This window comes from Cyclobacterium sp., assembly GCF_014762705.1.
GTDB lineage: Bacteria > Bacteroidota > Bacteroidia > Cytophagales > Cyclobacteriaceae > Cyclobacterium.
In genome coordinates this window covers 68,666-83,561 of sequence record NZ_JABURL010000123.1, presented here as the reverse complement: position 1 = coordinate 83,561, position 14,896 = coordinate 68,666, and the positions used below count along the sequence as shown (strand labels likewise).

Sequence of the window (14,896 nt, the reverse complement as noted above, 5' to 3'; positions counted from 1 at the left end):
GAATCCTTTGTGCCCACCACGGATTAGAACAGAGAAAATCAAAAACAGCTCCACTTCTATGTTCTTCTATTCCTTATATGGTTCCCTTTTTTAGAACCATATAAGACATATAAGGAAATATAAGGTTTAGGCTACAAAAAAAAATCTGTGGTAATCTGGGTTTATCTGTGGGGAATCCTTTGTGCCCACCACGGATTAGAACAGAGAAAATCAAAAACAGCTCCACTTCTATGTTCTTCTATTCCTTATATGGTTCCCTTTTTTAGAACCATATAAGACATATAAGGAAATATAAGGTTTGTAGAAAATAGCTCCTGGTGATTTGGTTTTTTATCCAAAAGAGCAATAATTAAAATGTTGCCTTCAATGAAGGTACCCCATCTATGGCCACCTTCTCCTAATAAGTTTTCTTTTTTGTTAAACTTTAAAAGACATTTATGGGACTTGGATGAGTACCTAAGAGGGAGTATGCTACTATTAAACCTATCCCTGATTGGAATGGGGTCTTATCTTCCAATTAATATCAGCAAATCATATTAAAACGCCGGGGATTTACTATTTTTGCACCTAGTATGAATATGCAAAAAATAAGAAATTTCTGTATAATTGCCCATATTGACCATGGCAAAAGCACATTGGCTGATCGGCTTTTACAATTCACCAATACAGTGACTGAAAGGGAAATGCAAGACCAGCTTCTGGATAGCATGGACCTGGAAAGAGAGCGGGGGATCACCATAAAATCCCATGCCATCCAGATGAAATACCCTTATAAAGGAGAAGAATTCACGCTGAACCTTATCGATACCCCGGGTCATGTGGATTTTTCCTATGAGGTGTCCCGGTCTATTGCTGCTTGTGAAGGCGCCCTATTGATTGTTGACGCTTCCCAAGGAATTGAAGCGCAAACCATTTCCAATCTTTACCTGGCCATAGGGCATGACCTGGAAATAATACCTGTATTGAATAAAATTGACTTGCCCGGAGCCCAGCCTGAAGTAGTTGCGGATGAAGTCATGGAAATGATTGGTTGTGAAAGGGAGGATATCATTCTGGCATCTGGAAAAGAAGGAATAGGCATCGAAGACATTCTCAATGCGGTGGTAGAAAAAATACCAGCGCCCAAGGGAGACGAAGAAGGTCCCCTTCAAGCCATGATATTTGACTCTGTTTATAATCCTTTCAGAGGTGTAGAAGTTTTGTTTCGGATATTTAATGGGACCATAAACAAAGGTGACCGAATCAAGTTTGTGAATACCGGAAAGGAATATAATGCCGATGAAATCGGGATTTTGGGTATTCAGCAAAAGCCCCAACAGCAATTGCAAGCTGGAAATGTAGGCTATCTCGTTTCTGGCATCAAAGTGGCTAAAGAAGTGAAAGTTGGTGATACCATTACGCATGTTAAGCGACCCTGTAGCAAAACTGTACAGGGCTTTGAGAATGTAAAACCAATGGTATTTGCAGGGATATATCCTGTGGAGACCACCGATTTTGAAGAGCTCCGTGCTTCCATGGAAAAACTGCAGCTCAATGATGCATCCTTGGTTTGGGAGCCGGAAACATCCGCTGCACTGGGCTTTGGTTTTAGATGCGGCTTTTTGGGTATGCTTCATATGGAAATCATCCAGGAACGCCTTGAAAGGGAATTTGACATGACTGTGATCACCACAGTACCTTCTGTTCAATTCCGAGCACTGATGAATAACGATGAATACCGTCTTGTAAATGCGCCATCTGACATGCCTGAGCCCAATTTGTTCAAGCACATAGAGGAGCCTTATGTAAAGGCAGCCATCATTACGGCAGCAGATTATATAGGTCCGGTAATCCAACTTTGTATGGATAAACGGGGACAGATTAAAAATCAGGTTTACCTAACATCTGATAGGGTGGAGCTTACCTTCGATATGCCTTTGGTGGAAATCGTATTTGACTTTTTTGATAAACTCAAAACCATTTCCAGAGGTTATGCTTCTTTAGATTACGAACTGATCGGATTCAGGCAATCGCATATGGTAAGGCTGGACGTGATGTTGAATGGAGAGCCGGTAGATGCGTTGTCAGCTATTGTTCACCGGGAAAAGGCCTACGAATGGGGAAAGCGCCTTTGCGAAAAGTTAAAAGAGCTGGTTCCGCGACAAATGTTTGAAATTGCCATACAGGCGGCCATTGGTACAAAAGTAATTGCCCGTGAGACAGTTAAGGCATTAAGAAAAAATGTGTTGGCCAAATGTTATGGTGGAGATATTTCCAGAAAAAGAAAGTTACTTGAAAAACAAAAGAAAGGGAAAAAGAGAATGAGACAGGTGGGTAATGTGGAAGTGCCCCAGGAAGCCTTTATGGCCGTGTTAAAATTGGATTAACAGCTCCGGTATCAGGGAAGGGAAGGGGGATTAACCAGCTTCCAATGTTTGACCGCCCTCGCACCCATTGCCTTAATGTCAATATTGAGCTCTTGGTAAAATAAAATCTATGGAAAAAAAAGAAGGATTTCTCAAAATCGATGGAAAAAAAGTTTCGGCTACTATTAAGGAAGAGATAGCAGAAGCAGTAAAAGAATTAAAAAAAGCAGGTGAGAATCCCCCTCATCTGGCTGCAATACTGGTAGGCGAGGATGGAGCCAGTCAGACCTATGTAGCTGCCAAAGTGAAAGCCTGTGAACAAGTAGGCTTCGAATCTACACTTGTCCGTCTGGATGAGCAGGTAAGCGAGGAAGAGCTGCTTAAAGAGATTCAGAAAATCAATGACAATCCCGAAATTCATGGATTAATTGTACAATTACCCCTTCCAAAGCATATTTCTGTAGAAAAAGTAACAGCACAAATCAGACCCGAAAAAGATGTGGATGGCTTTACCCCTGCGAATGTAGGTCGGATGACGCTGGGATGGCCTGCCTATATTTCTGCTACTCCTAACGGTATAGTGGAATTACTGAAACGGTATGAAATTGAAACTTCAGGAAAGCATTGTGTGGTGATTGGAAGAAGTCATATTGTAGGTTCACCAATGAGTATTTTAATGGCCAGGAATGATCATCCGGGAAATTGTACCGTAACGCTCACCCATAGCCGTACCCAAAATCTCAATGAAATAGCCAGAAGTGCTGATATTCTGATCGTGGCTATTGGCAAGGCTGGATTTGTCACTGCTGAAATGGTAAAACCAGGTGCTGTAGTGATAGATGTCGGCATACACCGCATCCCAGATGATAGCAAAAAAAATGGATACAGGCTTATTGGTGATGTGGTATTTGATGAGGTTTCAAAAATAGCATCTGCTATCACTCCGGTGCCGGGGGGAGTAGGTCCCATGACCATTGCTTCGCTTTTGCACAATACCCTATTGGCTGCACAAGAGAAAATTTATTCATAATTACAGCGTTTAACAAATGTTCATCAGCGGTTCAATAACCCGCTTAATCAAAAATTATGAAAGAACAACAGGAATTGATTCAAAAAGGGAAGCTTTTGCCCTTGATGGAGGCCTTTTATACCATACAGGGAGAAGGATTGTTTTCAGGTCAACCAGCGTATTTTATTCGGTTGGGAGGATGTGATGTAGGATGTGTTTGGTGCGATGTAAAAGCCTCCTGGGAAGCAGGTGATTGGCCACTGGTTCCTGTGAACCAGATTGTTGAAGAAGCCGCAGCATACCCTTCAAGGTTGGCTGTCATCACAGGAGGGGAACCCATGATGTACGATTTAAGCTTGCTCACCAGGCTTTTAAAAGAAAAAGGTTTCCAAATCAATCTGGAAACTTCCGGCGTATACCCCTTAACCGGAAGCATTGACTGGGTTTGTTTTTCACCCAAGAAGTTTAAAGCTCCTGACCCGGGTATTTATAAGCGGGCAAATGAAATGAAAGCGATTATTTACCATAAAAGTGATTTTGATTTTGCTTTGAAACATGCCAGTTTGGTCAACAAAAATTGCCATCTTCTCTTGCAGCCTGAATGGTCCAAGGCGGAGGAAATGACGCCATTAATTATTAATTTTGTTAAGGAAAACCCTTCCTGGAGGGTCTCATTGCAAACCCATAAATTCATGGAGATACCCTAAATCGATATGCTGAGGTTCCTGCTGTTTAGTTTGCTTTTGACGGCTGTCTTTTTTCAAGGGCGGGCTCAGGATTATTCAATAATTGACAAGCGGGCCATCAGGTATTTTGAAGAAGGTGAGGGTTACCTGCTACGAAGGCAGCTTCCTGAAGCCAAAGAAAAGTTTAAGGAAGCCTACCTAAGGAGTAAGGATTTTTATGAAGCTTATATCCGGCACGCACAGATCTTATTGAGTAGCGGGCAAGCATCAGAAGCTTTGGAGGTGTTGAAAATGGGTCAAAGCAGGCTTGCCATCAAAGAAAGTGATTTTTTCAAGGGAAAGATGGCCTGGCTGGAGGGGCAGATCTACCTTCAAATGGGAGATTTCCCCCAAGCCTTAAAGACAATCAGGGAAAATCAGGCTTTTTTCACCCCTGAATTTCTGGAATCCGAAGCCTATCAAAAGAAAAAACGTCAACTTGAAATCATAGCAGAAGGAATTAAAAATCCATTGCAGTTGAAAAAGGAAAAATTGCCCGCTCCCCTTAATCAATTCAGGTTACAATATTTCCCGGTGTTGACTGCAGACGGTCAGCGGATTTTTTTTACAAAAAGAGATGGTATATCCCCACGAGACCATGAAGATATATATTTTTCCAATTATGAAAATGGCCATTGGACTTCCCCCGAACCCATATCCGTTTTGATCAATACCCGATATAATGAGGGGACCTGTACCATTTCTGCAGATGGCAACCTCCTTATATTCACCTCTTGTGACACGCCTGATTCCTTTGGAAGTTGCGATCTATACCTAACGGAAAAAATTGATGGTACCTGGCAAAAGCCCGAAAACATGGGTAAGGAGGTTAATTCCAGGTTTTGGGATTCTCAGCCTTCACTTTCAGCTGATGGCAGCACCTTGTTTTTTTCATCCAATAGACCAAATGGAGAAGGGGAAAATGACATTTGGTATGCAGAAAGGCAAACAGATGGCAAGTGGTCTGAAGCAAAAAATATGGGAGAAAAGGTAAATACCTCCGGAAACGAGGTTTCTCCCTTTGTTTTTTTCAACAATACCATTCTCTTTTTTGCATCTGATGGACATGATGGGTTTGGGGGTAAAGATATTTTTTTGAGCAGGTTTGGTCCTAAGGGCTTTGAAAAACCTGAAAATCTTGGGTATCCCATTAATGATCAGAAAGACCAATTGGCCTTGTTTATTACTGCCGAAAAAGATTATGCATACTATACAGAAAATAATTATTCACTGGACAGGGTGGATAGTTCTTTTTTGTACCGGTTTGATTTCCCGCAGGAAATTGACCTCGGAGAAAAAATTATCGTGACTGAGGGAAGGGTAATCAATGAAGAAACAGGTGAACCAGTAGATGCCATGCTCTCCCTGGTAGACCTTGATAAGGACAGTACTTTATACAGATTTAAGGCAGAAGGCATAGATGGTACATTTACCATGATTTATCCGGATCAAGCTTTTTCAGGGCTTTATGTTGAGAAAAAGGGATTTATGCCAAAAATCTATAATGTTGATCGTGATAGTTTGAAGAACAGGAAAAACCTGGAAGTAAAGTTGGAACCTATAGCATCTGGTAATTACTTTGTCTTTGAAAATGTATTTTTTGATTTTGATGAAACCAGTCTTAAACCAGCCTCCGAAAGTTCACTCAATAGATTGGTGAAATTTTTAGAAGATCACCCCTCTGTGGCCATTTTGATTGCAGGCCATACGGACAATGTAGGCAATGACACCTATAACGTTACGCTTAGTAAAAAAAGGGCCGAAAAGGTAAGGGCCTTTCTGATCGATGCCGGAATTGCAGGAGAAAGAATAAATACCGTAGGGAAAGGGTCTTCAGTACCTCTCCGGCCAAATGATACAGAGGAAAATAGATCATATAATCGAAGAATAGAGGTTGAAATTCAATAGTTTCCTTCAGAAATAACCCTTTTAAAAAAACTGATTTGGATTTTAAGCGTTATTAATCTGTTGGAATTCCTTATTCATCCGCTTTACTTCCTGTCATTGATTGGAATATCCACGGAATTTGTATAAAATTGATTGATTGTTAACCTCAAATCAAATTTATGAATAAAGCCCTACCACTGGTTTTGATCTTATTTTCCTTCTCCACCTTGGCCATGGCACAAAGCAGGATGGTATCCGGAATCGTTACGGATGCAGAAGCTGGCCTTCCTATTCCCGGAGTTACGGTCCTGGTAAAGGGTACAAATACCGGAACAGTTACAGACATAGATGGGAACTACCAAATCGAGGTATTCGAAGGCGAAAACACATTGGTTTTCCGGTTTGTAGGTTTGCAGCCTCAGGAAGTGAATGTCGGAAACCGGAATAAAATAGACGTTGTATTAAGCCCCGAAATTACAGCCCTTGATGAATTTGTGGTTACTTCTTATGGTGACCAGACCCGAAGGGAAGTCACTGGGGCAATCGCTTCGGTAAAGGGAGAAATATTTCAGGACCTTCCCATGCAATCTTTTGACAGGGCCATGCAGGGAAGGGTCGCCGGGGTACAGGTGACTTCTGGTTCCGGTCAGCCAGGCGGCACACTAAATGTTCAAATCAGGGGAGTGGGTTCCATAAATGCAGGCACCCAGCCCTTATATATTGTGGATGGAGTGCAAGTGGCTTCCGGCGGATTATCCGGTCAGGGCCCTCAAAATGCACTTGCTTCAATAAATCCCAATGATATAGAATCCATAGAGGTGTTTAAAGATGCTGCAGCGGCGTCTATTTATGGGGCGCAGGCTGCAAATGGAGTGGTATTGATCACGACCAAAAGGGGAAAGCAGGGTCAGACCAAAGTAAGGGTCTCAGCTCAGGAAGGACTTGTGCAGCCTTTAGCATTCTATGATGTGATGAATTCCAATCAATTGGCTTCTATCAAAAGACAGGCCTATATTAATGCAGGATTGAATCCACAGGATGCAGAAAATATTTTTGGTAGTCCTTCTGATACCGGCCTGCAAAATTCAGACTGGTTGGGAGAATTATTCCGGGATGGAAGAATGAGTGTGTATGATGTTTCCTTATCCGGTGGAGATGCGGGAACACAGTTTTTTATTTCCGGATCACATACCTTTCACCAGGGACAGATTATCATGTCTGATTATACCCGGACAACGGGCAGAATGAATCTGACACATAAAGTCAATGATAAATTCAGTATCAATGCCAACCTTTCCCTTTCCAGGCAGATGACCAGTGGTTCAATTGACAGAGGTAATTTTGTCAACAGCCCTTTCGTTGCCGGATATGTCTCCAGGCCAAATGTACCTATTTATAATGAAGATGGAAGTTTCGCAGAATATCCCTCCGAACATTTATTCGGTTATAATATTGTTCAGGGCGTCAGGCAGGAATTAAGGAAAGGTATTAGTTATCAATCTGTTTCAAACATACAATTAAACTATAAATTCCTTCCCTGGCTTGGATTTACGACTTTTGGAGGGATAGATTTTTCTGACAACAGGGATGAAAACAACAGGCCTTCTACCATACCTGCATTTGCAAGCTATGGGGGATCATCCACATTTACAGACCGAAGGATTGTCAACTCCAATGCCAACGCCAATTTTAATGTAAACAAGGAATTTGACGAAATTCATACGGTTTCAGGAATTCTGGGGTATGAATATAAAATGGAAACCCAGGAAAATACTTCAGCTACGGGGAGGGGGTTTCCCAACCCCGTGTTAAGGTACCTTCAAAATGCTGCCCAGCCTTTTCAAGTGGGCGGTTTTTACACAGAATATATCAGGTCTGGATTTTTTGGTCAAGCCAAATATGATTACGATGACAAGTACACTTTCGATTTGACGGTCAGGCGTGATGGGTCTTCCAGGTTTGGAACAAATACCAGATGGGGGAATTTTGGAGCAGTTTCTGCAGGCTGGAGAATTTCCTCAGAGAGGTTTATGGAGAATGCACTTTGGGTGGATAACCTCAGACTAAGAGCTTCTTATGGAGTCACAGGAAATTCCAATATCGGGAATTTTGAGTCCAGGACCCTGGTAGGCTCTGCCGGACAGTATTTGGGCGGGGGAGCATTGCGTTTTGTGCAGTTGGGAAATGATCAGTTAACCTGGGAGGAGTCTGTTTCCCTTAATTTTGGGGTGGACGGGACTTTTTTTAATGGGCGTATCATTGCAACAGTGGATGTCTGGAGGAAGGATTCCCGCAAGTTGCTTTTTGAAACACAATTGCCCATAGATTCAGGCTTCGGATCCATTACCCGAAATACAGGAAAGGTTCGCAATCAGGGAATTGATTTTGACCTGCAGACCACCAATATTATTTATGGAAAGTTCCGCTGGACTACTGCTTTTAATACCTCCCTATTTTCCAACGAATTGTTGGAGCTTTATGAAGGATTGGATCGGCTGGGCAATGACCTGATCGTTGGAAAACCCATCGATTTTTACTATGCCTATGAATATGCTGGTGTTAACCCCGCTAATGGTGCTCCCATGTATTATGATGAAAATGGGGAATATACCTACCTGCTCAGTGACGATGATCAAAAATACATAGGAAGTGCCTTGCCCTGGACCTATGGAGGCCTTTCCAATACCCTTTCTTTCGGACCGGTAAGCTTGGAAGTTTTTTTTCAATATCAGTATGGCAACCTGGCATTTAATCAGGATTTGTACAATATGGCACAGGCTGGTTCAATCGGACAGGACAATCAAACAACAGATCAATTGTATTTCTGGAGAACTCCGGGTCAGATCACCAATGTGCCCAAGCCCTATGAAGGGGGAAGAATCCCGGGTCATTCAGGTTACCAACAGTTTTCCACCAAGCAGATTTCAGATGGTAGTTATATTCGGCTAAAACAAATCACCTTGAATTACAACCTACCCAGAACCCTGTTGTCCAAAGCAAGAATAGATGAAATGAATGTATTTGTCCAGGGATTGAATCTATGGACACTCACGAAATACAATGGTTTGGACCCTGAAGTAAATTCCATAGGAGATACCTATGGTACCTATCCTATAGCCAGACAGGTAACTGCAGGTATCAATCTTACCTTTTGATAAAGAAATGAAAATGATCAGAAAATATGTCCTTTATTTAGGTTTAGTATCCGTAATTTCTTGTACAGACCTGAATACTACGCCAAGGCAAAGTCTTACCCCGGAAGTAGCTTTTAATGATGTGTCTGGTTATCAATCTGTAGCCAACTCTATGTACAACAGGGCGACCAGTTTCAGCTACTATGGTCAAACCATGATGATCGCACCGGAAATATTAGCAGATAATTTAAGACTGGTGGCCAATACAGGAAGGTATCAGGGGGAAGAATCCAACGGAGACCGGGATCACATCGCCATTTGGAATGGTGTGGTTTATGGAGGAATCAACGATGCCAATCTCATCATAGAAAGCATTGACGATGAAAGCGTATCAGGAGATGAACAGGAAAAGGCCTTTATCAAGGGAGATGCCTACTTTATGCGCGCACTGTTTTATTTTGATCTGTGCCGGGTGTATGGTTATGAACCCGGTAGGGAAGTGAATGGGTTTAATTTAGGCCCCATTTTACGGCTAACACCTACATTGGTAGCCTCAGATGCGGATTTCAGATCCAGATCTACCGTTGAGGAGGTTTATCAACAGATTGAAAGTGATTTACTGGAAGCCATTCCACTAGTTGGTGCCGTACCTATAGGATCTGAAGGGGTATATTACGCCAACGCTGGAGCCGCCCTTACTCTGCTTGCCAGACTTTATCTGTATTGGAACCGCATGGAGGATGCCGAGGCTGCGGCAACCTCTGCCATGGATTTTCTGGGACTGAGAACCAATGGGGATGGGTTGTTGGAATCAGGTCAATACGTACAGGGATTTTCAAGGGCACCACATCCTGAATCCTTATTTGAGCTTGAACTCCGGCAGGTGGACTGGAGCAGCGTGGATGGGGTAAACAATTCCCTCAATTCTTTGGTGGCCGATAATGAGCCGGCGGCTCAATTTATTATAGGTGCATCCAATGAGTTGATGTCAGCCTATGAGCAGGGAGATGTGAGAAGAGATTGTTGGAGAGAAACGACAAGAGAGGGTATTGAAGGGCCCGTTTACGCCAGTAGAAAATGGACTGGATATAAAGGTGATTTCCTGGAAAATATACCCGTTATCAGGGCAGCGGAATTGTACCTGATCCGAGCAGAGGCAAGATATCAAAACAACCCCTCTGGAGCAAGAGAAGACATCAATGCCTTGCGTTCCAAAAGAGGTTTGGGTCCCATTGACAATGTCCTTTCAGGCGAGGCTTTGTTAAACAGAATTCTTTTGGAAAGAAGGCTCGAATTTGCCCTTGAAGGGCATCGTTTTTTTGATTTAAAAAGAAACGGAAGGGATATCAGCAAACATGGGGAATTTTTGGAGGTGCCTTATACAGATTACAGGGTATTAGGAAACCTGCCTTTGGCCCAGATTCAATTAAACGAAAACCTTGAGCAAAACCCAGGTTATTAATGCATATGAAAGCAGTGAAAAAGATATTTATTTTGACCATTATCCTGGGATCCTCCTTGTGGATTACAGCTTGTATGGAAGAATCCGGGTTCAATATTGTTTGGGAAGGGCTGGAAGTTGAGTTTGAGGACGCATCAAGACCCAATGGTACCATCAGAAAGATAATGACCAAAACCAACGATAATCAGGTGGATCAGGAAATGGTAAGAGTAAACCTGGTTGGCCGGCAATTATCAGAACCGGTTAATATTTTGGTGGGGGTAGACCCTGAATCAACAGCCATAGCTGGTGTACATTACCGTTTGGTTAACGATGAGGTCACCATTCCTGCCAACAGCAGCTTTGTGGATATACCCCTGGAGATATTGACCGGTAACCTTGGAGCAGAGGAAATGCCAGACCTTACCTTAACCATATTGGACGCCGGTAATACCAAAATCAGTACCAATTACAATCGATTGACCATAGAAATCAGGTTGTCCTGTCCTTCTGATTTGGCAGGGGAATACAGTACGGTAACGGTTGGTACCGGTGGAACGGTAAATTACCAGGTTGTCATCACCGAATTGGAACCTTTCACCTACAGGATATCAGATATTACAGGAGGCGTTTATTCTCAGGTATTTGGAGCAGAGGACAACCCCGCCGTCTTTACCGAGTTATGTGGTGAAATCACCATTACGGACCAGCCTGACCTTGTTTTTGGAGGTGATACTTTCAATGGTACCGGTAGGGTAAATGAAGATGGCACCATTAGGATCAACTGGAGGACCGAAGAGACGGAGGAAAGTGGAGTTACTACATTGACCCGGGTGATAGAATAAAGAAAATCCGAGGTGTATTCAAGGAATTTTCCCTACTTATCACCTCCTGAATAAATTGTAGAAATCGGATGAAAAAAACAGCTATTTTGGCCATCTTCCTTTTGGGTGCAAATCTGGGTTTTGCCCAGGTCCAGGGAGGACTGCAAAAAGTCAGATCAGAAGTCTTTCAGAGATTGCAGGATAACGTCAGGCAGTATAGTTTAAAACCTGAAGAAAAAGCAGTCATAGCGGAGGAATTGGGGATTCCACTCACCATGAATCTTCCCGGAGAAAGAGTGGCTGTATTTCAATATCTCGATGAGGTAAACCATCCGGTGTATTACACCACCCATAACCTGAATGCTGCTGCAGCTACCAGGACCAACGCTTTACAGGCAGGAGGTAATTTGAATTTGAATCTGACAGGAGCAGATATGGTCATTGGCATATATGACCAGACAAGACCTAAAGCCAATCATAATGAATTTGGCAACAGGGTCACTCAGATAGATGGGTCCACAGAAGAAATCAGTAACCATGCAACTCATGTCACGGGGACCATTTTAGCAGCAGGTAATAACAGGAATGCTGCGGGAATGGCAAGGGAAGCCATTGGTTGGGCTTTTAATTGGGATGCGGATATTTCTAAAATGACTCAAAACAGTTATGATCCTGATATAAATCCGGACGGACATCTCATTTCAAATCACTCGTATGGTTTTTTGATGGGTTGGTACAGGGATAGCAACAATAACTGGACCTGGGCAGGTAATGAGGGTATCAGCTCCAGCGAGGATTATAGGTTTGGCTTTTATACCAACAAATCCAGGCAAATAGATGAGCTGGCATTCGCCAAACCATTCTATACCATTATCTGGGCAGCCGGAAATGACCGCTCTGATGTGGGTGATGGATCAAGGGATGCAGATGGTCCGGAGGACTCGATCGGACCGGAAGGTGTGGCCAAGAACAGCCTTACGATAGGGGCTGTAAGTCTGTCAGGCCCTTATAATGACCCCTCAGATATTGCCATGAGCTCGTTTTCCAGTTGGGGTCCCGTGGACGACGGAAGAATCAAACCTGACCTTGTTGGGATGGGTGTAAATGTATTTAGTTCAGCAGTGCTAAGTGAAAATGGGGCCGACAGCTATGCCACGCTTAGCGGAACATCCATGGCCACCCCAAATGTTTCAGGTTCACTCTTGCTGCTTCAGGAATTGTACAATGACAGGAATGCAGGAAGGTACATGCATTCATCAACCCTTAAAGCCCTGTCCATCCAAACGGCAAAAGAAGCTGGAATGAATCCAGGCCCCGATTACATGTTTGGATGGGGTCTTTTGGATACAGAGGCTGCGGCAGAAATGATTATTGACGAAGATGGTAGTTCTAAAATCATCAGAGAACTAAATCTACGGGAAGGAGAAACCTATGAATTCGAATTTATTTCCAACGGAGTAGAGCCTATCAATGCGACTATTGCCTGGACAGATCCTGCGGGAACATCGCCCTCTCCCAGTGTAAATCCCACAGACTTAATGCTCGTTAATGACTTGGATTTGAGGATTTTTGATGAAAGTGGCAACACTTTTTTCCCCTGGAGCCTTAACCCCAGAGATGGTTCCAGTGCTATTGCCAGTAACAGTAGTGACAATTTCAGGGATAATGTGGAGCAGGTATCAATAGAAAACCCCAGCCCACAGAGGTACATCGTCCGTGTCAGTCACAAAAATAACCTGACCAATTCCCAACAGCCCTTTAGTTTGATTTTTTCTGCAGGGGTATCCGATGGACAATCAAACACTTTGTATTGGATTGGCAATGACGGAAATTGGGACAACCCCAATAACTGGTCTGAAAACAGCAATGGCCCAAGTGCAAACCTTATACCTGACGAAGGAACCAGAGTGGTGATTGACAGGCCTGTGGCTGGCCAGACGATCAGTCTATCTGGTGATACTGATGTTTTTAGCTTGAATATTTTCGGGCAAGAACCGCTGGTTTTGGATTTAAACCAAAATGAGTTATTGATAAGAAATGGGTTCAGATCCAGCAACAACCTGACGAATGTAAGAAACGGACTCATTCATTTTGAAGGTAGGGATCAAAACGAAAATATCCTCGACTTTGGTCAACTTGGTTTTTCGGGCATCAATGTTTTATTTGATGAAGGCAGGTGGAGAGTGCTATCCATGCCTGAAATTAATTTGCTGGAAATCAGTGGTGCTGATGTGGATTTTGGTATGGAGAGACTCATCGCAGATGAGGTGGAGTTGTCTTCGGGTGCCAGGCTCCGCGGTGAGTTGTCTATCCTGGAATTCAAAGATATTTTGAGATTTGATGAAGGGGCAATCATAGAAGAATCGCTAAATATATTATTTTCCGGGGAAAATGGAATTTATGAAAACCTATCATCCACCGAAATTCGAAGCCTGGTAAACGGAGGAGGACTATTGGCAATTAATGCCTCAAGTAACATCCAAAAACTGGTTTTAAATGGGGAAACGCAAGTTAACCAGGATATGACCCGTGTTGATTCTCTGGATATAGGAGCAGGAGCAGAATTGCTTCTGTCCGACGGATTTTCCTTTATCGTAAGTCAAAATATCAGTCACGCAGATGCTCCCGGAGCGCAGTCTGTTATTCGTTCACCTGGCAAGTCAGTTTTGATGCATGAGCCTTACCGGAAGTATTGTTTTGAGGGCTTAAGTGTGCTGAACGTTGATTTGCAGGGTGAGTCGGTCATTAACCTGGACCCCCTTTCTACAGCAATTAATTCAGCCAATTGGAGTAATATCTCCTGCGAAAATGTCTTGTTGGCCAATTTTGATGTAGCTTTCAATTGTGCCGGTGGATTGTCTGAGTTTGTGAACCTTTCCGAAGGGAACATCACTTCTTATGAATGGAACTTTGGAGGTTTTGGATCCTCCACTGCTACAAATCCCACCTTTGTTTTCAACAACCCCAGGACATACCTGGTTTCCCTGGAGGTTAACGGACCTGGAGGAACAAAACGCTTTGAAAAAAATATCACCGTTACTTCCAATTCCCTGAGAAGACCAGAAATTGTAGCCAATGGATCTCAATTAAGTTCTCAGATTCCAGCAAGCTCCTATCAGTGGTACAGAGACGGGCAAGTCATTGAAGGTGCTACAGGAAGAACTATCATGGTGGAAGATGGAGGTAGATATCAGGTAGCCATAATAGACGATCAGTGTAACAGGCTTTCGGCCGTGGTGGTGGTTTCCAGTTCGGGAGATGGTACTTTTGCAGGTAGGTCAGGCTATGCCATAGGCCCCAATCCTGTTACTGGAAAGCTTTCTTTATTCATCAATAATGGGTACCGTGGAGATCTATCGGTACGGGTTATTGATGGTTCGGGCCGGTTAAAACAGCAGACGCATTTCAATAAGGAAGTGCAGGGGGTGGAGTATGTAATGGATTTCGAATACCCAAAGGGTCTGTATTTGATTCAGGTTCAGGCAGGAAAGGAGATGCAGGCTTTTAAGGTGATGAAAGAATAAATTCCCT

At 43.1% G+C, this 14,896-nt stretch carries 8 protein-coding genes; all 8 read left to right on the top strand.

What is annotated here, in order from left to right; genetic code table 11:
- The first annotated feature begins 572 nt into the window (after nucleotides 1–572).
- The 8 genes from lepA (at nucleotide 573) to HUJ21_RS24570 (ending at nucleotide 14,889) form a co-directional block, all read left to right on the top strand.
- Entirely contained in the window at nucleotides 573–2,366 is a 1,794-nt protein-coding gene (gene lepA, locus HUJ21_RS24605; protein ID WP_166151411.1) for a translation elongation factor 4, read from the top strand.
- Nucleotides 2,367–2,475: 109 nt separating this feature from the next.
- Nucleotides 2,476–3,375 carry a bifunctional methylenetetrahydrofolate dehydrogenase/methenyltetrahydrofolate cyclohydrolase FolD gene (gene folD / locus HUJ21_RS24600; protein ID WP_291373686.1) on the top strand — a complete coding sequence of 300 codons (900 nt, stop codon included), beginning with the start codon at nucleotides 2,476–2,478 and terminating at the stop codon, nucleotides 3,373–3,375.
- A gap of 56 nt (nucleotides 3,376–3,431) precedes the next feature.
- A complete protein-coding gene (locus tag HUJ21_RS24595; protein ID WP_291373684.1) occupies nucleotides 3,432–4,061 on the top strand; it encodes a 7-carboxy-7-deazaguanine synthase QueE in 630 nt (209 codons plus the stop codon).
- 6 nt (nucleotides 4,062–4,067) lie between these two features.
- Complete coding sequence (locus HUJ21_RS24590; RefSeq protein WP_291373682.1) at nucleotides 4,068–5,987, top strand: OmpA family protein; 1,920 nt, start codon at nucleotides 4,068–4,070, stop codon at nucleotides 5,985–5,987.
- A gap of 158 nt (nucleotides 5,988–6,145) precedes the next feature.
- Complete coding sequence (locus HUJ21_RS24585; protein ID WP_291373681.1) at nucleotides 6,146–9,121, top strand: TonB-dependent receptor; 2,976 nt, start codon at nucleotides 6,146–6,148, stop codon at nucleotides 9,119–9,121.
- Nucleotides 9,122–9,134: 13 nt separating this feature from the next.
- A complete protein-coding gene (locus tag HUJ21_RS24580) occupies nucleotides 9,135–10,562 on the top strand; it encodes a RagB/SusD family nutrient uptake outer membrane protein (protein WP_291373679.1) in 1,428 nt (475 codons plus the stop codon).
- Nucleotides 10,562–11,386: a DUF4843 domain-containing protein gene (locus HUJ21_RS24575; protein WP_291373677.1), complete on the top strand. Its 825-nt coding sequence runs from the start codon at nucleotides 10,562–10,564 to the stop codon at nucleotides 11,384–11,386. Before HUJ21_RS24580 ends, HUJ21_RS24575 begins: the two co-directional genes overlap by 1 nt.
- 68 nt (nucleotides 11,387–11,454) lie before the next feature.
- Nucleotides 11,455–14,889: a S8 family serine peptidase gene (locus tag HUJ21_RS24570; protein WP_291373675.1), complete on the top strand. Its 3,435-nt coding sequence runs from the start codon at nucleotides 11,455–11,457 to the stop codon at nucleotides 14,887–14,889.
- The last annotated feature ends 7 nt before the right edge of the window (nucleotides 14,890–14,896 follow it).

Coding starts and splice junctions, on each gene's coding strand:
- lepA (WP_166151411.1), top strand. CDS start 573: ATGAATATGCAAAAAATAAGAAATTTCTGTATAATTGCCCATATTGAC.
- folD (WP_291373686.1), top strand. CDS start 2,476: ATGGAAAAAAAAGAAGGATTTCTCAAAATCGATGGAAAAAAAGTTTCG.
- HUJ21_RS24595 (WP_291373684.1), top strand. CDS start 3,432: ATGAAAGAACAACAGGAATTGATTCAAAAAGGGAAGCTTTTGCCCTTG.
- HUJ21_RS24590 (WP_291373682.1), top strand. CDS start 4,068: ATGCTGAGGTTCCTGCTGTTTAGTTTGCTTTTGACGGCTGTCTTTTTT.
- HUJ21_RS24585 (WP_291373681.1), top strand. CDS start 6,146: ATGAATAAAGCCCTACCACTGGTTTTGATCTTATTTTCCTTCTCCACC.
- HUJ21_RS24580 (WP_291373679.1), top strand. CDS start 9,135: ATGATCAGAAAATATGTCCTTTATTTAGGTTTAGTATCCGTAATTTCT.
- HUJ21_RS24575 (WP_291373677.1), top strand. CDS start 10,562: ATGCATATGAAAGCAGTGAAAAAGATATTTATTTTGACCATTATCCTG.
- HUJ21_RS24570 (WP_291373675.1), top strand. CDS start 11,455: ATGAAAAAAACAGCTATTTTGGCCATCTTCCTTTTGGGTGCAAATCTG.